Source organism: Xanthomonas prunicola (genome assembly GCF_002846205.1).
Taxonomy (GTDB): Bacteria; Pseudomonadota; Gammaproteobacteria; order Xanthomonadales; family Xanthomonadaceae; genus Xanthomonas; species Xanthomonas prunicola.
In genome coordinates this window covers 616,744-642,466 of the sequence record NZ_PHKV01000003.1, presented here as the reverse complement: position 1 = coordinate 642,466, position 25,723 = coordinate 616,744, and the positions used below count along the sequence as shown (strand labels likewise).

Here is a 25,723-nt window from a genome sequence, read left to right as displayed (position 1 = left end):
TCATGAGCAAGCCCCTGCAGGGTGAAATCGCCCTCGTCACTGGCGCCAGCCGCGGCATCGGTGCAGCCATTGCCGATACCCTGGCCGCCCAGGGCGCCACGGTCATCGGGACCGCCACCTCGGCCTCCGGCGCTGCGGCGATCGGCGCGCGTCTGGCCGCCCACGGCGGGCACGGCCGGGAGCTGAACGTCACCGACGCAGCTGCGGTCGATGGCCTGATCGATGCGATCGGCAAGGAATTCGGCGCCATCTCGATCCTGGTCAACAATGCCGGCATCACCCGCGACAACCTATTGATGCGGATGAAGGACGACGACTGGCAGGCGATCATCGACACCAACCTGACCAGCGTGTTCCGTACCTCCAAGGCGGTGATGCGCGGCATGATGAAGGCGCGCAAGGGCCGCATCATCAATATCGCTTCGGTCGTTGGCGTGACCGGTAACCCGGGTCAGACCAACTATGCTGCGGCCAAGGCCGGCATCATTGCGTTCTCCAAGTCGCTGGCCAAGGAGATCGGCTCGCGCGGGGTCACCGTGAATGTGGTGGCGCCCGGTTTCATCGATACCGACATGACCAAGGCGCTGCCGGACGAGGCCAGGGCCGCCTTGCTGCAGCAGATCGCGCTAGGTCATCTGGGCCAGCCGGAAGACATCGCCAATGCGGTGGCGTTCCTGGCCGGCCCGACTGCCCGCTACATCACCGGCGAGACCCTGCACGTCAACGGTGGCATGTACATGCCGTAAGCGTGCGGCGCCGGGAGGCGCTAAGTGGCTGATCGGCCGGGAGTTGTGATGCAATGCAAGGCCCGGTCGCTTCCACTACACTATCCAACGCGGCCATCGCAGCGGCGATGGCGTTTTTTTCGTACCACCACTACTCCATCTGGAGCGATATCCCCAATGAGCACCATCGAAGAACGCGTCAAGAAAATCGTCGTCGAACAACTCGGCGTCAAGGAAGAGGAAGTCACCACCAGTGCATCGTTCGTCGATGACCTGGGTGCCGACTCGCTGGACACCGTCGAGCTGGTGATGGCGCTGGAAGAAGAGTTCGAGTGCGAGATCCCGGACGAAGAGGCCGAGAAGATCACCTCGGTGCAGCAGGCGATCGACTACGTCAAGTCTCACGTCAAGAGCTGATGCGTTGTTCCTGATCGTGGCGGCGCGCATCAAGCCGCTGCCGCGTCAGACATTCCATGGGGCCGCTGATGCGGCCCTGTGTTTTTCAAATGTCACCCGCAAACCGCAAGCACCGTCCGTTCCGTGGTGAGGAGATCTGCAATGAGTCGTCGTGTTGTCGTTACCGGCATGGGCATGGTGTCGCCACTGGGCAATGATCTGGCCACCAGCTGGGATGGAATCGTCCACGGCCGCTCAGGCATTGGCCCGATCACGCAGATCGATGCCTCGCAGTTCACCACCAAGATCGCTGGTGAAATCAAGAATTTCGACCCCACGCTCTTTGTGTCCGCCAAGGACGTCAAGAAGATGGACTCGTTCATCCACTACGGTGTCGGCGCCTCGTTCATGGCGCTGGACGATTCCGGGCTGGTGATCGACGACAGCAATGCCGAACGCGTGGGCGCCATTCTCGGCTCCGGCATCGGCGGGCTGCTCGGTATCGAAGAGCAGACCATCAAATTTCACGAGGGCGGCGCGCGCAAGATTTCGCCGTTCTATGTGCCCAGCACCATCATCAATATGCTGCCTGGCCAGGTGAGCCTGATCAAAGGCCTGAAGGGCCCGACGTTCTCGGCCGTCTCGGCCTGCGCCACATCCAACCATTCGATCGGCACGGCGATGCGCATGATCCAGCACGGCGATGCCGATGTGATGCTGGCTGGCGGCGCCGAGCGTGGTTCGTCGCCGAGTTCGGTGGGCGGTTTCTGTGCGATGAAGGCGATGTCCACCCGCAACGACGACCCGACCGGCGCCTCGCGGCCGTGGGACAAGCAGCGTGATGGCTTCGTACTGGGCGACGGCGCCGGCGTGCTGGTGCTGGAAGAGTACGAACACGCCAAGGCGCGTGGCGCACGCATCTATGCCGAGCTGGTCGGCTTCGGCGCCAGTTCCGATGCGTTCCACATGACCGCCCCGAGCGAAGATGGCGAAGGCGCGGCGCGCAGCATGGCTGCGGCCATGCGCGATGCCAAGCTCAACCCCGAGCAGATCGGTTATCTCAACGCGCACGGCACCTCCACGCCGCTGGGCGATCTGGCCGAAACCATGGCCATGAAGCGCGCGCTGGGCGATCACGCCTACAAAACCATGGTGAGTTCGACCAAGTCGATGACCGGGCATCTGCTCGGCGCGGCCGGCGGTGTGGAAGCAATCTTCTCGGTGATGGCGCTGCATACCGGCATCATTCCGCCGACCATCAACCTGGAAGAGCCCAGCGAGGGCTGCGACCTGGATTACGTGCCGAACGTGGCGCGCGAAGTACAGGTGGAGGCGGTGATGTCCAACGGCTTCGGCTTTGGCGGCACCAACGGCACGCTGGTGTTCAAGCGCGTCTGAGTCGGCGTGTCTGCGCCGTCGCACGGCGCATCCTGCAACGGTCCCGGGCCGCCGCATGCATTGCGTGCGTGCGGCCAGCGGACGGTGTCGGTTCCACAGATTCCTGATCCAGTCATTGCGCGCGCTGCCTTTCTCAAGGGCGGCGCGCTTTCGTATCTCACGCCAGCCCGGACCGATGACGCTCACCCGATCACTGCACGCGGACATCGACTTGCTGGCGCTGCACCGGCTGGCGCCGCAGCGCTATCCGGCGCTGCTGGAATCCACCGCTTCCGGCACCGAACACGGGCGCTGGGACGTGCTGTTGCTTGCAGACGGCGCCAGCCTGCGGCTGGATCCGGACGGGCGCACGCGCGATGGCGATGGGCGGGTGATCGACAGCAATTTCTTGGATGCGCTGGACGCCGTCTGGCGCGCCGAACGGGTGCCGCGCGATGCGCGCAGCGCATGGCCGTTTCGGGGCGGCTGGGCGGTGTTGCTGGATTACGAACTGGCCGCGCAGGTCGAACCAATCCTGCAGCTGCCTGTGCGCACCGACCGCCTGCCGAGCGCGCTGGCCCTGCGTGCGCCGGCAGCGGTGTTGCGTGACCGCGTGGAAGGACGTTGCATCGCGCTGGCCGAACCGGGGCGCGACGATCTGCTGGCCCGTATCGTCGAGGACATCGCCGCTTGCGCCGCGTTGCCGCCGTTGCCGGCCTGGGTCGGGCCGGTGGCAGTGGAGGAGGACGCACCCGAGCGCTTTACCGATGCGGTACGCCGGGTGCTCGATTACCTGCATGCCGGCGATGTCTTCCAGGCCAATATCTCGCGTGCCTGGCATGCGGCATTTGCCGCGGCGGTCGACCCGGCCGCGCTGCATGCGCGCCTGCGTTCGGCCAATCCAGCGCCATTCGCCGGACTGTTCGTTGCGGGCGGGCGTGCAGTGGCCAGTTCCTCCCCCGAGCGCCTGGTGTCGGTGCAGGGCGATGTGGTGCAGACGCGCCCGATCGCCGGCACCCGCGCGCGCTTCGCCGGCGACGACGATGCCGCGCGCATCCGCGAGCTGGTCGGACATCCGAAGGAGCGTGCCGAGCACGTCATGCTGATCGACCTGGAACGCAACGACCTGGGTCGCATCTGCGCGCCGGGCACGGTCGAGGTGGACGAGTTGATGTGCGTGGAGAGCTACGCACACGTGCATCACATCGTCAGCAATGTGCGCGGGCGCCTGCGCGCCGGGGTGACGCCGGGCGAGGTGATTGCGGCGGTGTTTCCCGGCGGCACCATTACCGGTTGCCCGAAGGTGCGCTGCATGCAGATCATCGCCGAACTCGAACAGACCGCGCGTGGCGCCTACACAGGCGCATTCGGCTGGCTCAATCGCGATGGCGACATGGATCTGAACATTCTGATCCGCACCGCTGAGGTGGCCGGCAATCAGGTGCGGTTCCGCACCGGAGCGGGGATCGTGGTGGATTCGGATCCGCAGCGGGAGCTGGACGAAACCCGTGCCAAGGCGCGTGGCGTGCTGCGCGCGATCGAGCCAACATGAGCGCTTCAACGGGACATCACCGGCGCACGGTATCCTGCGCGGCGCTGGGGCAATGACGAGGAGGGTGTGGCGGTGACTGGCAAACGCGGATGTCTGGCCGTGCTGAGCACGGTGTTGCTGCTCGCAGCGCTGCTGGCGATTGTCGCCGTGGTGGCGTGGCGGCATTACGTGCACTTTGCCGATACCCCCATGCCCGCGAGCGCGCCCAGCGTGGTGATTGCGCCCGGCGATTCGCTCAAAGCCACGCTGCGCAAGCTGCGTGCGGCCGGCCTGGAGCAGGGTACCGAGCTGGAATGGCAGCTGCTGGCGCGCCAGGTCGATGCGGCCGGCAAGCTCAAGGTGGGCGAGTATGCGCTGGCACCGGCGCTGTCGCCGCGCGAACTGCTGGCGCGCATGCGCCAGGGGCGGGTGATCCAGTACCGTTTCACGATCGTGGAAGGCTGGAATTTCCGGCAGCTTCGCGCTGCGCTTGCAACCGCGACGCCGCTGCAGCACGCCATCGATGCGCTGGACGATGCGGCACTGATGGCGCGTCTGGGGTTCGCCAAGCAGCATCCGGAAGGGCGCTTCCTGCCGGAAACCTATGTGTACCAGCGTGGCGACAGCGATATCGATGTGCTCAAGCGCGCGCATGCGGCCATGGACAAGGCATTGGCGCAGGCATGGGAACAGCGCACCCCGAATCTGCCGCTCGCTTCGCCGGAACAGGCGTTGATCCTGGCCTCGATCATCGAAAAAGAAACTGCCCTGGCCTCCGAGCGGCCGCTGATCGCCGGGGTGTTCCTGCGCCGTCTGCAGATGGGCATGAAGCTGCAGACCGACCCGACCGTGATCTACGGCATCGGCAGCAGCTACGACGGCAACATCCGCCGGCGCGACCTGACCACCGACACCCCGTACAACACCTACACCCGCACCGGCCTGACCCCCACGCCGATCGCCATGCCGGGCCGCGAGGCGCTGCTGGCGGCGGTGCGCCCGGCGCCCGGTGAGGCGCTGTATTTCGTGGCGGTGGGCGATGGCACCGGCGCGCACGCGTTCTCGGCCACGTTGGCCGAACATAACGCTGCGGTGGCGCGTTATCTGCAGCGCCGCCGCCAGCCGAACATGCCGCAACCGGAGCCCACGCCATGACCGCCGCGTTTTCGCCCTGGCAGCAACGCGCCTTCGACCAGACCGTGGCGGCGCTGGATGCCGGCCGGCTCGGGCACGGGTTGCTGATCTGCGGGCCGGAGGGTCTGGGCAAACGCGCTGTGGCCCTGGCCCTTGCCGAGCACGTGCTGGCCAGCTCGCCGGACCCCGCGCTGGCGCAGCGCACCCGGCAATTGATCGCCGCCGGCACCCATCCGGACCTGCAACTGATCTCGTTCATTCCCAACCGCACCGGCGACAAGCTGCGCACGGAAATCGTCATCGAACAGGTACGCGAGATTTCGCAGAAGCTCTCGCTCACACCGCAGTACGGCATCGCCCAGGTGGTGATCGTCGATCCGGCTGACGCGATCAATCGCGCCGCCTGCAACGCCTTGCTCAAGACCCTGGAAGAACCCTCGCCGGGGCGTTACCTGTGGTTGATCAGCGCGCAACCGGCGCGCCTGCCGGCGACCATTCGCAGCCGCTGCCAACGGCTGGAATTCAAACTGCCGCCGGCGCACGAAGCGCTGGCCTGGTTGCTGTCGCAAGGGGTGGATGCGCGCGCCGCGCAGGAAGCGCTGGAGGCCGCCCGCGGCCATCCCGGCCTGGCCGCGCAGTGGCTGCGCGAAGACGGCCTGGCTGTGCGGCGTGCGGTTGCGCAGGATCTGGAGCAGATCGCCAGCGGCCGTGCCGGCGCGGTGGATGTCGCGCAGCGCTGGACCAACGATGGCCAGGCCGATCAACGCCTGCGCCACGCCGCCGATCTGGCATTGGCGCAAGCATCGGCCGGCTTGACCGATCCATCGCGGTTGCACAAGCTGGCGACATGGTTCGACGCCGCCAACCGCACCCGCGATCTGCTGCGCACCACCGTCCGCGCCGACCTGGCAGTGACGGAATTGTTGCTGGCCTGGCGCGAAGGAGAGCGCCAGCCACGTTCTAGGGGAACTCGATGAGTGCAATGAATGCACGCCAAGGCATTTTGTCGCTGGCGTTGAAAGACAAGCCGGCGCTCTACAGCGCTTACATGCCGTTCGTCAAAGGCGGCGGCATCTTCGTGCCCACACCCAAGCGCTACATGCTGGGCGACGAAGTTTTCCTGCTGCTGACCCTGCCCGATTCCAGCGAACGCCTGCCGGTCGCCGGCAAGGTCATCTGGACCACGCCTGCGGGCGCGCAGGGCAACCGCGCTGCCGGCATCGGCGTGCAGTTCCCGGATGGCCCGGAAGGCGAGGCGGTGCGCAACAAGATCGAGACGCTGCTGGCCGGTTTGACCACCTCGGATAAACCGACGCATACGATGTAAGGCTGCGGTGGCACGGCCGGCATGTGAGGCGCACTGCCGAGTCATCGCATTATTGCGTCAGATCGATGCGATGAACCTGCGGTTTCCCAGGAATGGCGGGGCGAGTAAACAATTGTTGACGACCGCTGCCGCTGCCCTATAATGTGCGGCTCGCGTCACCGGGCGGTTAGCTCAGCGGTAGAGCATTGCCTTCACACGGCAAGGGTCACAGGTTCGAACCCTGTACCGCCCACCATCGAAATCCAGTCGATCTACGGATTTCGACGCGAAGAAAAAAGCCGGCCATGCGCCGGTTTTTTTGTGTCTGCGTTTCTGGATTGCTCACGCATCGCGTTGGGGCGCTCCCGAGCTGTTCGATGGCAGGCGTCAGGGGTAGCCAACATCTGGTGATTGCGAGCTCGACAAGGACTTGCCATCCTGCAAGGCCCCCCCGTTTCGAGATGGAGTGGCGATGAAGACGCTGCTGGGAAATGCGCTGATTGCGACGCTGCTGTTGGCCGGCTGTGCCCGCGATGCGGGCGAGCAGTACGTGGGCAAGTGGGTCAACGTAAAGTCGGAAAAGAACGTGCTGAGCATCGAGCACAACGGCGAGAGTTTCATCATTCGTGACACCCGGCCGGAACTGTTCGGCAACGGCGTCAAGACCCGCAATCATCCTGCGCTACTGACCAAGGGCGTGCTGCAGGTGTCCAACGGGGTTGGCACGGTCAACTACGCGATCGATGAAGCGACCGGCAAGCTGAGCACAGGCGATACCGAGTACACGCGGGTGAAGTGAGCGCGAAGCGCTCGTCAGCGGGCGTGGACTGGATTGAGTGGCGTCGCGGTCGGCGCGTTGTTCGCTTGATCGGTCGGTCGCTGCATGTCGTGCGGGCTGCGGCGCATGCCGCTGTGCGCGTGGATGGCGCATCCATGCGCGAAGCGCGCAATGTCACGCCTTCGATGCCCGCCAGAGCGGAAAAGACGAAGTGCGTGCGTGGTGCGACTGAATCCTGTCAGCGCACGTCTGTGTCTTACGTACGCGCCAAGGCCTGTGCCTGCATCCAGCGCCACAACGTGGTGCGCGAGACGCCGAGTGCTTGCGCGGCGAGGGCGCGGTTGCCGTTGGCGCGGTCCAGTGCCGCGCGGACTGCGGCGGCGGTGAGTTGCAGGCGAGAGGTTGCCAGGTCGGCGTGCTCACGCGGTGCGTGGCGGTTGCCGAGCTGCGTATCGAATAATTCCGGCGCCCAGCGTTCGAGTTGCTCCGGGTCGAGGCTGTTGTGCGGTTGGGCTTTCCAGTGAATGCACAAGCGTTCGACCAGGTTGCGCAGCTCGCGCACATTGCCGGGCCAGCTGTGGTGTTGCAGACGTTGCAATGCGGCTGGCGACAACGGCGATGCAATGCTGCCAAGTAGCTGGAAATAATGTGCAAGCAACAGCGCGATGTCGTTGCGGCGGTTGCGCAACGGCGGCAGGGCGATGCGAAGTGCGGCGAGGCGATAGAACAGGTCGCGGCGGAAGCGGCCTTGATCGACCAGGTGCTGCAGTTCCTGCAGGCTGGCGGCGACTACGCGCACGTCGACCGCAATGGGCATCGTTGCGCCAACGCGCAGCACTTCGCGTTCTTCCAATACGCGTAACAACCGCGTTTGCAGCGGCATGGGCAACTCGCCGATTTCGTCGAGAAATAGCGTGCCGTCCTGTGCGGCTTCGATCAGGCCGGTATGCCCGCCGCGGCGCGCGCCAGTGAAGGCGCCATCGCTGTAGCCGAACAATTCCGCTTCCAGCAGCGACTCACTGATGGCGCCGCAGTTAATCGCCACGAAACGGCCGCGGCGTCGACTGCCAGCATGCAGTTGCCGTGCAACCAGTTCCTTCCCGGTGCCGGTCTCGCCGCTGATCAACACGGTGCCGGCATGCGGTGCGTAGAGTTGGACCAACTCGCGCACCTGCAGCATCGCGCTGTCTTCGCCCAGCAGGGCATCGGCTCGTCGTGCTCGGCGCGTGACGGTGCGGCCAGCGGGGCGATCCGTGCTCGGAGCGGTACCCAGCGCGATGGCGTGTTCCAATGCTTGGCGCACCGAATCGGCCGAATACAGCAGCACGCCGGGTAGCCCGGCCTGCTCGGCGAAATCGATCGCCATACCGGTGCCGACGATGACCTGGATGCCGCTGGCGCGCAGGTCGGCAATGCAGTCGCGTGCGTCTTCGGCGGTGACAAAACGGCGGTGTTCGATCTCCAGATCGAAGCTGTGCTGGAAGGCGCGAAACGAGGGCACATCGCTGGCATGGGTGACCACGCCGATGCGTGGCGCGATGCGGCGCGCACGCGCCAGCGCTTCCATTAGATCGAAGCCGGTGGCCTGGATCGGTGCCAGCGGCAGCGCGAGCCGGCTGCGCAGGTAGGCGGCATTGGAGCCGCCAGCGACCAAGACGTCGCAGCGTTCGCGGCGCAGGCGCTGGCCGATGACCTCTACTGCTTCGGCAAAGCCGAGGTTGATCTGCTCGATACGCGCGCGCGTGTCGAACTCGGGAATGACATCGGCCAGCAGTCCGGTCAGGCGCGACACGCTGACGGTCCAGATGATGGGTAGGGAGGCGTCTGCGGTCGTCGGAAGGGCGGGGCTGCGCATTGCATGGTCGCGTTTCAGTGGTGTTTCATGGTGAATCGATTGTTGCAAAGTTGCAACAATTGCGCCGATGGAGTGCATCAGAATCAATAGCTTGTACTTGGCACGCTGTTTGCGCCTAACCCATATCCCATCCAAGGAACCGCCATGACGCCTTCGTCCCCCTCTTCTGCCGGCACGCGTTTCCGGGCCGCGCTGGCTGCCGAATCGCCGCTGCAAGTGATCGGCGCGATCAACGCCAACCATGCACTGCTGGCCCAGCGCGCCGGCTACCAGGCGATCTACCTGTCTGGCGGCGGCGTGGCGGCCGGTTCGCTGGGGCTGCCGGACCTGGGCATCAACACGTTGGAAGACGTGCTGATCGATGTGCGCCGCATCACCGATGTGTGCGCGTTGCCGTTGTTGGTGGACGTGGACACCGGCTTCGGGCCGAGCGCGTTCAACATCGAGCGCACCATCAAATCGCTGATCAAGGCGGGCGCGGCCGGCTGCCATATCGAAGACCAGGTCGGCGCCAAGCGCTGCGGGCATCGGCCTGGCAAGGAAATCGTCAGTCAGGGCGAGATGGTGGACCGGGTCAAGGCGGCGGCCGATGCCAAGATCGATCCGGCGTTCTTTTTGATCGCGCGGACCGATGCCATCCAGATGGAAGGCGTGGACGCGGCGATCGAGCGCGCCATCGCCTGCGTGGAGGCCGGGGCGGATGGCATCTTCGCCGAGGCTGCCTACGATCTTGAGACGTACAAGCGTTTTGTCGATGCGGTGGGCGTACCGGTGCTGGCCAACATCACCGAGTTCGGCAAGACGCCGCTGTTTACGCGCGACCAACTTGCCGCTGCCGGTGTGGCGATCCAGTTGTTTCCGCTGTCGGCATTTCGCGCGGCGAACAAGGCCGCCGAGGACGTCTATACCGCCATCCGGCGCGACGGCCATCAACAAGCGGTGCTGGAAACGATGCAGACGCGCGAAGAGCTGTACGAGCGCATCGGTTACCACGATTACGAACAACGCCTGGATGCACTGTTTGCGCGCAAAGGCGCATGATCGCCGCTTGCTGCGTCCACCTGGTCAATCCTCAGTGACACCGCAACACGCCACCGCTTGGGAGCTCATCGCATGAACGACACCACCATTCCCGGTTTCAAGCCGAAAAAATCCGTTGCCCTGTCCGGCACTGCCGCAGGCAACACCGCGCTGTGCACCGTAGGGCGCAGCGGCAACGATCTGCACTATCGCGGTTACGACATCCTGGATCTGGCAACCACCAGCGAGTTCGAGGAGATCGCCTACCTGCTGGTGCACGGCAAGCTGCCCAACAGCGGCGAACTGCGCGGTTACAAGGCCAAGCTGCGTTCGCTGCGCGGTGTGCCGGCTGCAGTGAAAACTGCGCTGGAACAATTGCCGCCGTCGGCACATCCGATGGATGTGATGCGCACCGGTGTCTCGGTGCTGGGCTGCCTGCAGCCGGAAAAGGACGACCACAACCATCCTGGCGCGCGTGACATCGCCGACAAGTTGATGGCCTCGCTGGGCTCGATGCTGCTGTACTGGTATCACTACAGCCACAACGGCAAACGCATCGACGTGGAAACCGACGATGATTCGATCGGTGGGCACTTCCTGCACCTGCTGCACGGCTTTGCGCCGAAAGACGCGTGGGTGCGCGCAATGCACACCAGCCTGATCCTGTATGCCGAGCACGAGTTCAACGCCTCCACGTTTGCATGCCGTGTCATCGCCGGCACCGGCAGCGATATGTACAGCGCCATTGCCGGCGGTATCGGCGCGTTGCGTGGGCCCAAGCATGGCGGGGCCAACGAAGTGGCCTTCGAGGTGCAGAAGCGCTACGACACGCCGGACGAGGCCGAGGCCGACATCAAGGCGCGGGTGGAACGCAAGGAAGTGGTGATCGGCTTCGGTCACCCGGTGTATACGGTGTCCGACCCGCGCAACAAGGTGATCAAGGACGTGGCGCGTGAGCTGTCCGATGCCCAGGGCAGCCGCAAGATGTACGACATCGCCGAACGTCTGGAGACGGTGATGTGGGACATCAAGAAGATGTTCCCGAACCTGGACTGGTTCAGTGCGGTGAGCTACCACATGATGGGCGTGCCGACGGCGATGTTTACGCCGTTGTTCGTACTCGCGCGCACCGCCGGCTGGAGCGCGCACATCATCGAGCAGCGCGTGGATGGCAAGATCATTCGCCCGTCTGCCAACTACACCGGTCCGGAAGATCAGGTATTCGTGCCGTTGGATCAGCGTCCCTGAGAGTGTGTGGGGGCGTGAGCCCTCATCCGCCCTTCGGGCACCTTCTCCCGCTTGCGGGAGAAGGGCCCTGCAGTCGCAGCGGTGCTACTGCAGCGCCGCAACCGCAAAAAACCTCGCCCGCTTCGATATCGCCAGCCATGAACAGCCAGTACCGCAAGCCCTTGCCGGGCACCTCATTGGATTACTTCGATGCACGCGCCGCAGTGGATGCGCTGCAGCCCGGCGCCTATGCAACGCTGCCGTACACCGCACGCGTGCATGCCGAAAACCTGGTGCGGCGCGCCGAGCCGCAACTGCTGGAGGCCTACCTGCGTCAGTTGATCGAGCGCAAGCGCGATCTGGACTTTCCGTGGTTTCCCGCGCGCGTGGTCTGCCACGACATCCTGGGCCAGACCGCGTTGGTGGATCTGGCCGGCCTGCGCGACGCCATCGCCGAGCAGGGTGGGGATCCGGCGCAGGTCAATCCGGTGGTGCCGGTGCAGCTGATCGTCGATCACTCGCTGGCGGTGGAGTACGCCGGGTTCGACAAGCAGGCCTTTGAAAAAAATCGCAGCGTGGAAGACCGCCGCAATGCCGATCGCTTTCATTTCATCGAATGGACCAAGCGTGCGTTCGAGAACATGGAAGTGATTCCGCCAGGCAACGGGATCATGCATCAGATCAATCTGGAGAAGATGTCGCCGGTGATCTACACCCTGGACGGCGTGGCGTTTCCGGATACCTGCGTGGGCACCGACAGCCATACGCCGCATGTGGATGCACTGGGTGTGATCGCGGTGGGCGTGGGCGGATTGGAAGCGGAGAACGTGATGCTGGGGCGCGCCTCGTGGATGCGCTTGCCGGACATCATTGGCGTGGAATTGACCGGCCGGCCGGCACCGGGCATCACTGCCACCGACATCGTGCTGGCCTTGACCGAATTTCTGCGGCAACAGCGCGTGGTGGGGGCGTATCTTGAGTTTTACGGCGCCGGCGCCAGCGCGCTGACCATCGGCGACCGCGCCACCATCTCCAATATGACGCCGGAATTCGGTGCGACGGCGGCGATGTTCTATATCGACCAGCAGACCATCGACTACCTGCGGCTGACCGGTCGCGAAGACGCGCAGATTGCGCTGGTGGAAACCTATGCGCGGCACACCGGTTTGTGGGCCGACGATCTGGTCACCGCGCAGTACGAACGCGTGCTGCAGTTCGATCTGTCGAGCGTGGTACGCAACATGGCCGGCCCGTCCAACCCGCACAAGCGCGTGGCAACGAGCGAGCTGGCCGAGCGCGGCATTGCCGGCGTCTGGGACGCGGTGCCGGGCCAGATGCCGGATGGCGCGGTGATCATTGCCGCGATTACCTCGTGCACCAATACCTCCAACCCACGCAATGTCATTGCCGCAGGCTTGCTGGCGCGCAATGCCAATGCGCGCGGATTGACGCGCAGACCCTGGGTGAAAAGTTCGCTGGCGCCCGGTTCCAAGGCGGTGCAGCTGTATCTGGAAGAGGCCGGCCTGCTGGGCGAGCTGGAGCAGCTGGGCTTCGGCATCGTGGCCTTCGCCTGCACTACCTGCAATGGCATGAGCGGCGCGCTGGACCCGGTGATCCAGCAGGAGATCATCGATCGCGACCTGTATGCGACAGCGGTGTTGTCGGGCAACCGCAATTTCGACGGGCGCATCCATCCGTATGCCAAGCAGGCGTTTCTCGCTTCGCCGCCATTGGTGATCGCCTATGCCATCGCCGGGACGGTGCGGTTCGATATCGAAAAAGACGTGCTGGGCGTCGATGCCGATGGCGTGGCGGTGACGCTCAAGGACCTGTGGCCGAGCGATGCGGAGATCGATGCGGTGGTGGCGCGCAGCGTCAAGCCGGAGCATTTCCGCCGCGTCTATGACCCGATGTTCAGGCGCAGCGTCGGGCAGGGCGCGCGCGTGAGTCCGCTGTACGACTGGCGCCCGACCAGTACGTATATTCGCCGTCCGCCGTATTGGGAGGGCGCACTGGCGGGTGCACGCACATTGCAGGGCATGCGTGCGCTGGCGGTGCTGGGCGACAACATCACCACCGACCACCTGTCGCCCTCCAATGCCATCCTGGCCAGCAGTGCGGCGGGCGAATATCTGGCGCAGATGGGTGTGCCGGAGGAAGACTTCAATTCCTATGCCACCCATCGCGGCGATCATCTCACCGCACAACGCGCGACCTTCGCCAACCCCAAGCTGGTCAACGAAATGGCGGTGGTCGATGGCCAGGTCACCGCAGGCTCACTGGCGCGTCTGGAGCCTGAAGGACAGGTCGTGCGGATGTGGGAGGCGATCGAAACCTACATGACGCGCAAACAGCCATTGATCATCATTGCCGGCGCCGATTACGGGCAGGGCTCCTCGCGCGACTGGGCGGCAAAGGGCGTGCGGCTGGCAGGCGTGGAAGCGATCGTGGCCGAAGGTTTCGAGCGGATTCACCGCACCAACCTGATCGGCATGGGCGTGCTGCCGCTGGAGTTCAAGCCGGGTATCGATCGCAAGACCCTGGGCATCGACGGCAGCGAAACATTCGATGTCATGGGGGAGCGCACGCCTGGCGCGACGCTGACGCTCTCGATCCATCGGCGCAACGGCGAGCAGGTGCAGGTGCCAGTGACCTGCCGTCTGGATACTGCCGAAGAAGTGTCGATCTACGAGGCGGGCGGCGTGCTGCAACGGTTTGCGCAGGATTTTCTGGAAGCGAGCAAGGTGGCTTGAGGATTTGCGGCTTATCGGATTTGGCGGCCGCTTGCGGGCCGCCTGGCCAGCAGGCACATTTTGGCCAATCTATGCCATTGCAAAGCGAGAGTGGCCACAATGACGAGCTCCAGGCAGTTGTCGATACTTCGCCTTTGGAGATCGGAGAGTCGGTCGTCGATTTGGATCAGGTTGCGGCGCAAGTTCAGCACTGTCTATCCAAGGCAGAAGCGCTTGGTTGGCCAGTGCTTCCGGTTCTTGTGCGCGGTTGGCAATCGGTTGAGAGCTGACACACTTTTTCGAGCCACACCGTTTATTTTCTTGATGAGTGATGAAGATCAGATCCATATCCGCTTCGAAAAATCGCCTTGAGCAGGCGTAGGCGCAAATACCACCATGGCGGGAAGCTTGGAGACTTTACAAACGGTGTGTTCACTGGTCAGCCTGATGCCCGGCGTCACCATGCTTGGCAGCGAGATAGTTGATACAGGGGCACGCATTCGCTTTTTTGCTTCTGAACGCTATGCCATCTCAGCGGTCAAAACATGTGCTGAGGCTGCAAACGCGACGGTTGAGCCATGGCTCTACGACGTTTCAGAAAGTAATCCCCGGGAGCAGACAATTTCTGCGGCGACTCAGGCCCGAGACGGCCTGGAGCACGGTGAGTTACAAATGCTAGGCATTCATCTCGTATGGCACCTTCATAGCCTCGACCTACTTCCCACTGCAGAGGCTAACTCACTGCTGGAAAAATGGGGCGCTGCCGAGTTGGCGCCTAACAATTCATTAAAGCCTAACCCGCTTGACGGGTCTGCTTGATTCAGGCGTTGGATACCAGCGCAATGACAATTGAAATCGTTGAATTTCGACGAATGCTTGAGGCAGGTCAACGCTACCTAAGTGGTACGTGCGCTATCCAGGAGCTCAATGGTCATGTGAGTTATTGTGCGGACGCTATGAAATTCTGGCGTGGGCACGGTGCAATTGCTCAAGTACTTGTGGACTGGGGCGCGATGATTGACCGACGCTGGAACGAGTGGGGCCACTCGCCTAATCCGCTGTCAGAGCAGGACTTCAGGGCATGGCTTGAGCAACAACTCATGTTGCTCGTGCAGATGCCTGATACTTCAATCAAATAGAACCCTCTTGGCGTTCCTAACAGGCGCCCTACGCTGCGCGTGCAACCAATCTCCTAGTCTGGCGCCTCATGCACATGATCAAAAAAATGACCCATCTCCCCCAACTCCGCATCCCCGCCACCTACATGCGTGGCGGCACCAGCAAGGGCGTGTTCTTCCGCTTGCAGGATCTGCCGCTTGCCGCACAACAGCCGGGGCCGGCGCGCGATGCCTTGTTGCTGCGGGTGATCGGCAGCCCCGATCCGTATGCCAAGCAGATCGATGGCATGGGCGGGGCGACCTCCAGCACCAGCAAGAGCGTGATCGTGTCTGCCAGTACGCGCGACGGGCACGATGTGGACTATCTGTTCGGGCAGGTGTCCATCGATCGTGCGTTTGTGGATTGGAGCGGCAACTGCGGCAATCTGTCGGCGGCGGTCGGTCCGTTTGCAATTTCCAGCGGCTTGATCGATCCCGCGCGCGTGCCGCGTGATGGCGTGTCGGCCGTGCGGATCTGGCAGGCCAATATCGGCAAGACCATCGTGGCGCACGTACCGATGACCGATGGGGTGGTGCAGGAAACCGGCGACTTCGAGCTGGATGGGGTGACCTTTCCCGCCGCCGAAGTGCAGCTGGAATTTCTCGACCCCGCCGATGCGACCGAGGGCGAGGGCGGGGCGATGTTTCCTACCGGCAATCTGATCGACCAGTTGGAGATTCCCGGTCTGGGTACGATCGCCGCCACGCTGATCAATGCCGGTATCCCGACCATCTTCGTCAATGCGCACGAGCTGGGTTACACCGGCACCGAATTGCAGGAGGCGATCAACGGCGATGCGCGCGCGCTGCGCATGTTCGAAACATTGCGCGCGCATGGCGCAGTGCGGATGGGGCTGATTGCCAGCGTCGAGGACGCCGTTACGCGTCAGCACACGCCCAAAGTCGCCTTTGTCGCGCCGCCGGCCGACTACACCGCGTCCAGCGGCAAGCCGGTGCATGCGGACGAGATCGATCTGCTGGTGCGCGCGATGTCGATGGGCAAGTTGCACCACGCGATGATGGGCACTGCCGCCGTCGCCATCGGAACCGCTGCTGCCGTTCCCGGCACCCTGGTCAATCTGGCCGCCGGTGGCACGACGCGGACGGCGGTGCGCTTCGGTCATCCGTCCGGCAGCTTGCGCGTCGGTGCGGAGGCGACACTGGTCGATGGCCAGTGGCAGGTGACCAAGGCACTGATGAGCCGCAGCGCGCGGGTGCTGATGGAAGGCTGGGTGCGGGTGCCGGGTCCTGTTGCCGAGGTTGAGTGACCGGCACAGGATGTGGGATGGCTTGGATGCACACCCCGCACGCGGCGGTTAGAGGGGCGCTAGCGATGTTGCGTGCGATGGTTGCATCGCTTCGGTCGGGCGCCAGTCGGTTGCACGGTGTGGCAGTGGTGGCACGCGCGCGCGTTAGCCGGAGCCGCCGCGCACCGGCGTTCCAGATGTAAGCGGTAGAGCCGGGTCGTTCGCCTTGCGGTTTGGCATATGTCCAGGCGCTGGATGGTCGCCGATGCTGTGGATGGACATTCTCTTGCTCAGCGCATGGCGCAAGCCCGGCGCAGGAGCGGGGCGTGACAAGCACGCCTAACTGAGACTCTCCATGCGCCATCGCACAAATTGGCAGGGTGTGTTGCATTAATTAGAACGCCTTTTCGAATTATGGAAACTTTTTCGTACGGGCTCTGCCCTATTTGTGTAAATCGTGTTAATTCTGTTGCACCGCGGCACGCAGACCGGGCCGCCCCGCCACCAGAATCCGGAGTTCTCCCCATGTCCGCCAGCCGGTCGCTCAAGATCAGCGCGCTCGCCGTCGCCGTCGTTTCCCTTCTTCCGCTTTATGCCGCCGCCCAGCAGGCGCCCAGCGACGACGGTGTCGTGCGTCTGGATGCGGTCAAGGTCACGGTCGAGCGTCGTTCGGAAGACTCCAAGGACGTGCCGGTTTCTGCATCGGTGCTGCGCCCGGAATTCCTGGATGCCATCTCCACCAGCGGCTCGGACATCCGCGTGCTGGCCGGCAAGGCGCCCAGCCTCAACATCGAATCCTCCAACGGCCGTGTGTTCCCGCGCGTGTATATCCGCGGCTACGGCAACACCGACTTCAATACCTATGCTTCGCAGCCGGTGTCGTTGATCTATGACGACGTGGTGCAGGAAAACGCGTTCCTGAAGGGTTTCCCGATCTTCGATCTGGAAGGCCTGGAAGTGCTGCGCGGGCCGCAGGGCACGCTGTTCGGCCGCAATACTCCGGCCGGCGTGGTCAAGTTCAACTCGGTCAAGCCGACCATCGGCGCCAATGACGGCTACGCCAGCCTGTCCTACGGCACCTACGGCACCATGACCCTGGAAAGCGGCCTGAGCATCGCGATGGGCGACCATTGGGCAGCGCGTCTGTCCACCTTGGGCCAGCGCCGCGACGATTGGGTGGAAAACCGCGATGGCCGCGATCTGGAAGGCTATACCGATTCGGCCGTGCGCCTGCAGCTGCTGTACCAGGCCAGCGACGATTTCAGCGCGCTGTTCAACGCGCATGCGCGCCATCTTGACGGCACCGCACGCCTGTTCCGCGCCAACATCATCCAGCCGGGTACCAACCAACTGGTGGATGGTTTCGATCCTGAAAAATCCTTCATCGACGGTGCCAATCGCCAGGAACTGCAGACCTACGGCGGCAGCGCCAACCTGACCTGGGATCTGGGCGACATCGCGCTGCACTCGATCACCGCCTATGAAGGCATCGGCAAGTACTACAGCCGCGGCGATATCGATGGCGGCTTCGGCGCAGTGTTCGCACCGCCGTCGGGCCCGGGCGTGATTCCGTTCCCGGTGGAAACCGCCGGCGGCATCAAGAGCCTGGACCAGTACAGCCAGGAAGTGCGGGCCGAATCCCAGTACGAAGGCCCGCTCAACTGGCAGGCCGGCCTGTACTACTTCCACGACGATGTGGAAGGCGAAAACTACACCTACAACACCTTCAGCGGCGGCGACCTGGCCAGCTATCAGCTGACCCGCCAGCGCAATACTTCGTGGGCGGCGTTCGGTTCATTGAACTACGCGGCGACCGACCGTTTGAACCTGCGCGCCGGCATCCGCTACACCTACGACAAGAAGACCTTCGACGTGCTGGCGCTGGACCGCGTCACCCTGGTCGAGCCGTCCAGTGGCGAGACCGACAACTCCAAGGTCACCGGCGATCTGGCGGCCACCTTCGCCATCAACGACGACGTCAACGTGTATGCGCGTGCCGCACGCGGTTTCCGCGGCGCCAGCTTCGGCGTGCCCTCGGGTACCGCGCCGCTGACCGTGGCCGAGCCGGAGACGGTGGATTCGTTCGAGGTCGGCATCAAGTCGGACCTGTTCGACAACCGCGCGCGTCTGAGCTTCGACGTCTACGATTTCCGGGTGAAGAACCAGCAGCTCACCGCGGTGGGTGGCGCGTCCAATGACGTGCGTCTGCTCAATGCCGACAAGACCAAGGCGCGCGGCGCCGAATTCGATTTCGAAGCCCTGCTCACCCAGAACCTGCGCGTCACCGCCGGTGGCGCCTACAACTGGACCCGCATCGACGACCCGACCCTGTCGGTGGGCGTGTGCCGCACCTGCACCGTGACCGATCCGCTCAATGCGGCCGGCAACGCCGTGATCGACGGCAACGATCTGCCGCAGGCCGCCAAGTGGATGGCCAACGCAACCCTGCGTTACGGCATCCCGATGGGCAACGACGGCGAACTGTTCTTCTATACCGACTGGTCGTACCGCAGCGAAGTGAACTTCTTCCTGTACGACTCCAAGGAATTCACCGGCCAGCCGCTGGTCGAAGGTGGCGCCAAGATCGGCTACAACTGGGGCGCCGGCGCGTACGAGTTGTCGGTGTTCTGCCGTAACTGCACCAATCAGATCCGCGTGACCGGTGCGATCGACTTCAACAACCTCACCGGCTTCATCAACGACCCGCGCATCGTGGGTGCGCAGTTCCGCGCCAACTTCTGATCGGTGCCGTGGTGTAGCAGTATCGAACCGCCGGCGATCATGCCGGCGGTTTTTTTTATGGCAGCAGGAGTGGGCAGATGCAGCGGACCTGGCAACGCGCGTGGCTACTGATGGCGATGTGGTGCATGTCGACAGCCGTATGGGCGCAGCAGCCTGTGGCGGCGGTGCAATCCACGCCTGCATCGGTGCAGACCGAGAAAGTGGTGGTTTCCACCGACATCGGCGACGACATCGACGACGCGTTTGCGTTGGGGCTGCTGTTACGCAGCCCGCAGTTGCAGGTGCTGGGCATCGCATCGGCGTGGGGCGACACCACGTTGCGTGTGCAGTTGCTGCAGCGGTTGTTGCAGCAGGCCGGGCGCAGCGAGATTCCGCTCGCGGTGGGTGCGCGCACCACCAGCAGCATTGCTTTCAGCCAGGCACGTTGGGCGGCCAAGGGGCAGGTGCCGGCTGCGCTGCCGGATGCGGCTGCGATGATCCTGCAGCAGGCGCGCCAGCATCCGGGTGAGGTCAGCTTGCTGGTGCTGGGGCCAATGACCGATGCCGCGCTGGCGCAACAACGCGATCCGGCCGGCTTTGCCAAGCTCAAGCGTGTGGTGGCGATGGGCGGATCGGTGCGGGTGGGCTACGGCAAGTCTGCGTATCGTCCGGCCAGTGCGCCCGCGCCGGAGTACAACATTCTGGCCGATGTGCCGGCAGCGCAGCGCGTGTTCGCGGCCGGGGTGCCGATCGTGTTGTTGCCACTGGATGCCACGCAGATCACGCTGGAAGAGCCCGAGCGCATTGCACTGTTTGCGCACGGCGACGGCCTGACCGACGCGCTCACCCAGCTCTACTACCAGTGGCGCAATACCGACCAGCCCTGGGCCAGTGCAACACCGACCTTGTTCGATGCCGTGCCGGTAGCCTGGCTGCTGCGTCCCGCATTGTGCCCGACCACGCCACTGCATCTGGACGTCGATGCGCAGGGCTATACGCGCGAGGGGCCAGGCACGCCGAACGTGCAGGCCTGCCTGCGCGTGGACAAGCCGGCATGGACGGCGTTGTACATGCAGCAACTGCTGCGCTGAGCAAGCGTGCCGAAGGCCTTTCCTGGAAATCCTTCTCCCGCTCGCGGGAGACAGTGGTGCGCAGCGCGGGATGACGGTGGGGTGGTTTGAAAGCGCCCCCATCCGCCCTTCGGGCACCTTCCCCCGCAAGCGGGGGAATGCATATTTGCAGGCGGGGAAGACAGCACTGGCAGCGTGGAGGTGAGCAGCATCGCCCTTGCCTTCTCTCGAAAGCGGGGAAGGCAGCGTTGGCAGGCGGGGAAGACAGCATTGGTAGCGTGGAGGTGAGCAGCATCGCCCTTGCTTTCTCTCGAAAGCGGGGAAGACAGCATTGGCAGGCGGGAAAGACAGCATTGGTAGCGTGGAGGTGGGCAGCATCGCCCTTGCCTTCTCCCGCAGGCGGGAGAAGGTGGCGCGCAGCGCCGGATGAGGGCGGGGCTGCCGTACGCGGCCTCCGCAGGATGCGCGCCGCTATACTGGCCGTCTCAGGCATGGGACAGCGCGAATGGACAGGCAGCAATCAGGGATGAGGTGGTTTGGTGCGCGGCGCATGCTGCTGTGGGTGGTGTTGCTGGCCGTGGCGGTCGGCGCAGTGGCGTGCAAGCGCAACGAAAGCGGCCAGCTGCCTGCCGCCAGCGGCGAGGCGATCAAGGCCGACAAGCAGGCCATCACCGGCTTCGCGCTGGCGCGTGCCTATCCCGACCAGACCAGCGACGGGCTGTCGCTGGCACTGGAATTCTCGCGGCCGCTGGTCGGTACGCAGGATTTCGATGCGCTGGTGCGCTTCGAAGAAAAGGTCGGTACGGGTGACAGTAGCTGGACCCTGTCCGAAGACGGCAAGACCCTGCGCTACCCCTACGTGGAAGCGGCCAAGGACTACACCGTGCTGGTCGACGCCAACCTGTTGGCCGCCGACGGCAGTCGCCTGGGTAAGCCGCTCAAGCAGAGGGTCTACACCGGGGAACTCAAGCCAGTGGCCGGATTCGCTTCGCAGGGCAGCGTGCTGCCGGCGCGTGAGAGCCGTGGTCTGCCGGTGGTGTCGGTGAACGTGCCGGAAGTGGACGTCGAGTTCCTGCGCGTGCGCGAGAAGTCGCTGCCTGCATTTTTCCAGCATTTCCAGCGCGGCGGGCGCCGTGGCAGCTGGGAACTGGAGAGCGAGTACAGCGGCAAGGAGCCGCTGTCCAAGCTGGCCGACCCGGTGTATGTCAATCGCTTCATTCTTGGCGGCAAGCAGAACGAGCGCGTGCTGACCTACCTGCCGACGCAGGACATCAAGGAACTGCAGGAGCCGGGCCTGTACTTTGCGGTGATGAAGCGCGCGGGCAGTTTCGAAAATGAATTTGACACCGCGTTCTTCACCGTCAGCGACATCGGCCTGCACACGCGCGCCTACAAGGACAAGCTGTTCGTGCACACCGCCTCGTTGCAGAGTGGCGAGGCGCTCAAGAACGTGGAACTGCGCATCCTCGATGCCAAGGGCGAGTTGTTCCTGAAAGGTGCGACTGACGGCAACGGCAACGCGCTGCTCAACTACACGCTCGATGCCGGCCATGTGCTGACCGCGCGCAGCAAGACCGATATCTCGCTGCTGCCGTTCAATCAGCCGGCATTGGATCTGAGCGAGTTCGCCGTGGCCGGGCGCCAGGGCGCCTGGTTCGACGTGTTCGCTTGGGCAGGTCGCGATCTGTACCGCCCCGGCGAGACCATGCGGGTGTCGGCAATCCTGCGCGACAACGATGGCAAGCCCACCAAGCCGCAGCCGGTGTTCCTGCGCCTGAAACAACCTGACGGCAAGACCTTTCGCGAGACCAAACTGCTGCCGGGCGAGCAGGGCTATTTCGAATTCACCCAGCAGATCCCGGCCGATGCGCCGACTGGCCGCTGGCAGGTGGAATTCCGCACCGATCCGGCCAGCAAGGACGCCGTGCAGGGCATGACCGTGCGCGTGGAAGAGTTCCTGCCCGAACGCATGAAGCTGGACCTGGACAGCACGCAAAAGACCTTGCGTGCCGGCCAGCCGTTCACGCTGGTCGCCAACGCCGCGTATCTGTACGGCGCGCCGGCCGATGGCAACCGCTTTACCGCCAAGCTGGCGGTCAGCGTCGAACAGCATCCGCTCGAATCGTTGCCGGGCTGGTTCTTCGGCGACCCCACCTTGGAACTGCCGCGCGAAGCCAAGGACGTGATCGACACCACGTTCGGCAGTGACGGCATTCTGCGCGAAGACATCGCGTTGCCGGCCGAAGCCAAGCCGGTCAGCACGATTGCTGCGGTCGTCTCCGGCAGCGTGTATGAAACCGGCGGTCGCACCGTCACCCGCACCCTCAAGCGCGTGCTGTGGCCGGCGAAGGCACTGGTCGGCGTGCGTCCGTTGTTCGACGACAAGGACGGCGCCGATGCGAACGGTACGGCGCGCTTCGAAGTCACCCGCGTGGATGCCGATGGCAAGTCGCAGCCGGCCAAGGGCCTGAAGGTCACGCTGGTGCGCGAGCTGCGCGATTACCACTGGAATTACACCGACAACCATTGGGATTACGACTTCACCCGCCGCTTCGAAAACAAGGACACGCGCACGCTCGATGTGGGCAGCGTCAACGCCACGATCGAGTTCCCGGTGGAGTGGGGCGAGTACCGCCTGGATGTGTTCGACCCGGCAAGCGGGCTGACCACGCGTTACCCCTTCCGTGCGGGCTGGAGCTGGAACGACGAAAACCGCGGCCTGGACGCGCGCCCGGACAAGGTCAAGCTGGCGCTGGACAAGACCGGCTACCGCGCCGGTGACACGCTCAAGGTCACGCTGACCCCGCCGCATGCGGGCAAGGGCGTGCTGCTGGTGGAAAGCGACAAGCTGCTGTACGTGCAGGACATCGACGTCAAGCCGGGTAGCACCTTCGAAATTCCGGTGACGGAGAGCTGGGAGCGACACGACGTCTACGTCACCGCGCTGGTGTTTCGCGGCGGCACCGCGCCGAGCAAGATCACTCCCGCGCGTGCGGTGGGTGTGGCGTATGTGCCGATGGATCGCAAGGCGCGCCGCGTGGCAGTGGGCCTGTCCGCGCCCAAGCAGATGCGCCCCGAGCAATCGCTGCCGGTGACGGTGAGCGTGCCGGAGCTGGCGGGCAAGGCGGCGCACGTCACCATCTCGGCGGTGGATGTGGGCATCCTCAACATCACCCGCTTCCCGGTGCCCGATGCCAACGCGCAGTTCTTCGCGCAGCGTCGTCTGGGAACCGATTCCTATGACATCTATGGCCGGGTCATCGAAAGTTTCGAGGGCGCCAGCGGCAAGCTCAAGTTCGGTGGCGACATGGCGCTGGAAGCCTTGCCGCAGGCCAAGCGCCCGACCGCGCGCGTGCAGACCGTTGACCTGTTCTCCGGATCGGTAAAACTCGACGCCCGTGGCAATGCACGCGTGCAACTGCCGGTGCCGGATTTCAACGGCACCTTGCGGGTGTCGGCGCTGGTGTATTCGGACACGCGTTACGGCAACCGCGACATGGAAACCATCGTGCGCGCGCCGATCCTGGCCGAAGCCAGCATGCCGCGCGTGATGGCACCGGGCGACCGCAGCACGGTGACGCTGGACGTGCAGAACTTCACCGGTAAGCCGGGCGAGTTCAATGTGCGTGTCGAGGGCATTGGCCCGCTCGCCATTGGCGAGGCGTCGCGCAGCATCAAGCTCGGTGTGGATGCCAAGCAGACGCTGAGCTTCCCGCTGAGCGCGACCGAAGGCTATCGCGTGGCCAAGGTGCGCGTGCGCGTGGACGGCAATGGGTTCAAGGCCGATCGCAGCTACGAGCTGCCGGTGCGCGCCGGCTGGCCGCAGGTGCTGCGTGCGCAGACGCGCGTGCTCGACCCGCTGGCGCCGATCACCCTGGACAGCGGTTTTGCCGATGGCCTGATGGCCGGCTCGGTGACCGCGCGCATGGTGGTCAGCGCACTGCCGCCGATCCCGTTCGCCAGCGCGCTGCAGGGCGCGTTGGAGTACCCGTACGGCTGCGCCGAGCAGACCACCAGCAAAGGCTATGCAGCACTGCTGCTCGACGATGCCACCGCCAAGGCGCTCGGCACCCAGGGCCTGGAGGCGTCAAAGCGGCGCGAACGCATGGAAGGTGCGTTCGGGCGCTTGGCGTCGATGCAGATCGCCAGCGGGCATTTTTCGATGTGGGGCGACGATGGCTACAGCAATCCGGGCCTGACGCCCTACATCGCCGAGTTCCTGCTCGACGCCAAGGGCGCCGGTTTCGCGGTGCCGGACAACGTGCTGCAGAAGGCGCTCAATCGCCTGAGCGAAGATCTGCTGTCCGGCGGCAACGAGTTCTACGGGCAGGACCGTCGCGACAATCTGAAATTCGCCAATCAGGCCTGGTCCGGCTATGTGCTGGCACGCGTCAACCGCGCGCCGCTGGGCACGCTGCGCGCGCTGTACGACAACCAGCGCGACAAGGCGCTGACCGGTCTGTCGCTGGTGCATTTAGGCATCGCTTTGTCGCTGCAGGGCGACACCAAGCGTGGCGATGCGGCGATCAAGGCCGGGTTTGCCAAGGACAGTAGCGAGCGTCCGCCGTACTTCGGCGATTACGGCAGCGCGATCCGCGACGATGCCTTGATGATGGCATTGCTGCACGAGCGCGGTTTGTCCAAGCCCGAGTACGACACCCGCGCGGTGGCCCTGGGCCGCGCGCTGGACGGGCGTCGCACCACCGGTTGGCTGTGGTTGAGCACGCAGGAGCAAGTGGCGTTGGCGCGTTTGGGCAAGGCCTTGATGGTTGGGCAGGGCAAGCAGGTGTCCGGCACCTTGACTGTTGGCGGCGAGACGCAGGAGATTGCGCCGGCACGTGTGTTCGGGCGCAGTTTCGACAGTGCCGCCCTGGCGCGCGGCGTGCAGTTCGCACCGCAAGGCGAGGCGCCGATGTACGCCAGCCTGGAAGTGGCCGGCATTCCGCGCAGCGCACCGGAACCGGACACGCGCAATCTCAGTGTGGAGCGTAGCTGGTACACCACCGACGGCAAACCGTGGACGCCCCGTCCGCTCAAGGAAGGCGAGGCGTTGATCGTGCGCGTCACCATCACCGCCAACAGCAGCATGCCCGATGCCTTGCTCACCGACCTGCTGCCAGCCGGCCTGGAGATCGAGAATTTCAATCTCGGCGATGCCAAGCAGTGGGCCGACGTCGTGGTGGACGGTATCGGCATCAGCGAGCGTTCCAGCGCCGCCGACGTCAAGCACGAAGAGTTCCGCGACGACCGCTATGTGGCCGCGCTGGCGCTGTCTTCCGGCAGTAAGGCGCAGGTGTATTACCTGGTGCGTGCGGTCACGCCAGGCACGTACACGGTGCCGCCGTCGCTGGTGGAAGACATGTACCGCCCCGAGCTACGCGGTGTGGGTCGCAGCACGCCAGCCACGATGACGGTGGTGCAGCCGTAAGGTGATGGGTTGGTTGGCC

19 protein-coding genes and 1 tRNA gene are annotated in these 25,723 nt (G+C 64.5%); 19 read left to right on the top strand and 1 reads right to left on the bottom strand.

Features of this window, described 5'->3' with window-relative positions:
- The first annotated feature begins 2 nt into the window (after window positions 1–2).
- From fabG to XpruCFBP8353_RS12755, 10 genes are all read left to right on the top strand, one after another.
- The gene (gene fabG / locus XpruCFBP8353_RS12795; protein ID WP_101363564.1) at window positions 3–746 is read left to right on the top strand and encodes a 3-oxoacyl-ACP reductase FabG; all 744 of its coding nucleotides are present in this window, start codon (window positions 3–5) and stop codon (window positions 744–746) included.
- A 156-nt stretch (window positions 747–902) separates the two neighbouring features.
- The gene (acpP, locus tag XpruCFBP8353_RS12790) at window positions 903–1,142 is read left to right on the top strand and encodes an acyl carrier protein (RefSeq protein ID WP_010368407.1); all 240 of its coding nucleotides are present in this window, start codon (window positions 903–905) and stop codon (window positions 1,140–1,142) included.
- Window positions 1,143–1,146: 4 nt separating this feature from the next.
- Window positions 1,147–1,272 (top strand): hypothetical protein, encoded by a 126-nt coding sequence (locus XpruCFBP8353_RS24465; RefSeq protein WP_282956970.1) that lies wholly within the window; start codon window positions 1,147–1,149, stop codon window positions 1,270–1,272.
- Between the two features lie 11 nt (window positions 1,273–1,283).
- Window positions 1,284–2,519, top strand: a complete 1,236-nt coding sequence (gene fabF, locus XpruCFBP8353_RS12785) for a beta-ketoacyl-ACP synthase II (RefSeq protein ID WP_101363563.1) — start codon at window positions 1,284–1,286, stop codon at window positions 2,517–2,519.
- 175 nt (window positions 2,520–2,694) lie between these two features.
- Complete coding sequence (locus tag XpruCFBP8353_RS12780) at window positions 2,695–4,050, top strand: aminodeoxychorismate synthase component I (protein ID WP_101363562.1); 1,356 nt, start codon at window positions 2,695–2,697, stop codon at window positions 4,048–4,050.
- 72 nt (window positions 4,051–4,122) lie between these two features.
- Complete coding sequence (gene mltG, locus XpruCFBP8353_RS12775) at window positions 4,123–5,184, top strand: endolytic transglycosylase MltG (protein ID WP_207759634.1); 1,062 nt, start codon at window positions 4,123–4,125, stop codon at window positions 5,182–5,184.
- Window positions 5,181–6,140: a DNA polymerase III subunit delta' gene (locus tag XpruCFBP8353_RS12770; RefSeq protein ID WP_101363560.1), complete on the top strand. Its 960-nt coding sequence runs from the start codon at window positions 5,181–5,183 to the stop codon at window positions 6,138–6,140. The genes mltG and XpruCFBP8353_RS12770 overlap by 4 nt, the downstream gene beginning before the upstream one ends.
- Window positions 6,137–6,490 (top strand): PilZ domain-containing protein, encoded by a 354-nt coding sequence (locus tag XpruCFBP8353_RS12765; RefSeq protein WP_003483889.1) that lies wholly within the window; start codon window positions 6,137–6,139, stop codon window positions 6,488–6,490. The genes XpruCFBP8353_RS12770 and XpruCFBP8353_RS12765 overlap by 4 nt, the downstream gene beginning before the upstream one ends.
- 160 nt (window positions 6,491–6,650) lie before the next feature.
- Window positions 6,651–6,725, top strand: a tRNA-Val gene (locus XpruCFBP8353_RS12760).
- 216 nt (window positions 6,726–6,941) lie between these two features.
- A complete protein-coding gene (locus XpruCFBP8353_RS12755) occupies window positions 6,942–7,268 on the top strand; it encodes a hypothetical protein (protein WP_101363559.1) in 327 nt (108 codons plus the stop codon).
- A 235-nt stretch (window positions 7,269–7,503) separates the two neighbouring features.
- Here XpruCFBP8353_RS12755 and prpR read toward each other — a convergent pair whose 3' ends face one another.
- Complete coding sequence (gene prpR, locus XpruCFBP8353_RS12750; protein WP_101363558.1) at window positions 7,504–9,102, bottom strand: propionate catabolism operon regulatory protein PrpR; 1,599 nt, start codon at window positions 9,100–9,102, stop codon at window positions 7,504–7,506.
- A 144-nt stretch (window positions 9,103–9,246) separates the two neighbouring features.
- On the opposite strand from prpR, the gene prpB reads away from it, so the two are divergent.
- The 9 genes from prpB to XpruCFBP8353_RS12710 all read left to right on the top strand — a co-directional run bounded on the left by prpB (window position 9,247) and on the right by XpruCFBP8353_RS12710 (window position 25,704).
- Window positions 9,247–10,143 carry a methylisocitrate lyase gene (gene prpB / locus XpruCFBP8353_RS12745; RefSeq protein ID WP_101363557.1) on the top strand — a complete coding sequence of 299 codons (897 nt, stop codon included), beginning with the start codon at window positions 9,247–9,249 and terminating at the stop codon, window positions 10,141–10,143.
- A 72-nt stretch (window positions 10,144–10,215) separates the two neighbouring features.
- Window positions 10,216–11,370 (top strand): bifunctional 2-methylcitrate synthase/citrate synthase, encoded by a 1,155-nt coding sequence (prpC, locus tag XpruCFBP8353_RS12740; RefSeq protein ID WP_101363556.1) that lies wholly within the window; start codon window positions 10,216–10,218, stop codon window positions 11,368–11,370.
- A 137-nt stretch (window positions 11,371–11,507) separates the two neighbouring features.
- Window positions 11,508–14,102 carry a Fe/S-dependent 2-methylisocitrate dehydratase AcnD gene (acnD, locus tag XpruCFBP8353_RS12735; protein WP_101363555.1) on the top strand — a complete coding sequence of 865 codons (2,595 nt, stop codon included), beginning with the start codon at window positions 11,508–11,510 and terminating at the stop codon, window positions 14,100–14,102.
- Window positions 14,103–14,528: 426 nt separating this feature from the next.
- Window positions 14,529–14,900, top strand: coding sequence for a hypothetical protein (locus tag XpruCFBP8353_RS23435; protein ID WP_133125648.1), 372 nt, complete (start codon window positions 14,529–14,531; stop codon window positions 14,898–14,900).
- A 23-nt stretch (window positions 14,901–14,923) separates the two neighbouring features.
- The gene (locus XpruCFBP8353_RS12730; RefSeq protein ID WP_101363554.1) at window positions 14,924–15,220 is read left to right on the top strand and encodes a hypothetical protein; all 297 of its coding nucleotides are present in this window, start codon (window positions 14,924–14,926) and stop codon (window positions 15,218–15,220) included.
- An 86-nt stretch (window positions 15,221–15,306) separates the two neighbouring features.
- Window positions 15,307–16,506 carry a 2-methylaconitate cis-trans isomerase PrpF gene (gene prpF, locus XpruCFBP8353_RS12725; RefSeq protein ID WP_101363688.1) on the top strand — a complete coding sequence of 400 codons (1,200 nt, stop codon included), beginning with the start codon at window positions 15,307–15,309 and terminating at the stop codon, window positions 16,504–16,506.
- Window positions 16,507–17,010: 504 nt separating this feature from the next.
- A complete protein-coding gene (locus tag XpruCFBP8353_RS12720; RefSeq protein WP_101363553.1) occupies window positions 17,011–19,227 on the top strand; it encodes a TonB-dependent receptor in 2,217 nt (738 codons plus the stop codon).
- Window positions 19,228–19,304: 77 nt separating this feature from the next.
- A complete protein-coding gene (locus XpruCFBP8353_RS12715) occupies window positions 19,305–20,297 on the top strand; it encodes a nucleoside hydrolase (RefSeq protein ID WP_101363552.1) in 993 nt (330 codons plus the stop codon).
- A 484-nt stretch (window positions 20,298–20,781) separates the two neighbouring features.
- Window positions 20,782–25,704, top strand: coding sequence for an alpha-2-macroglobulin family protein (locus XpruCFBP8353_RS12710; protein WP_101363551.1), 4,923 nt, complete (start codon window positions 20,782–20,784; stop codon window positions 25,702–25,704).
- Window positions 25,705–25,723: the final 19 nt, after the last annotated feature.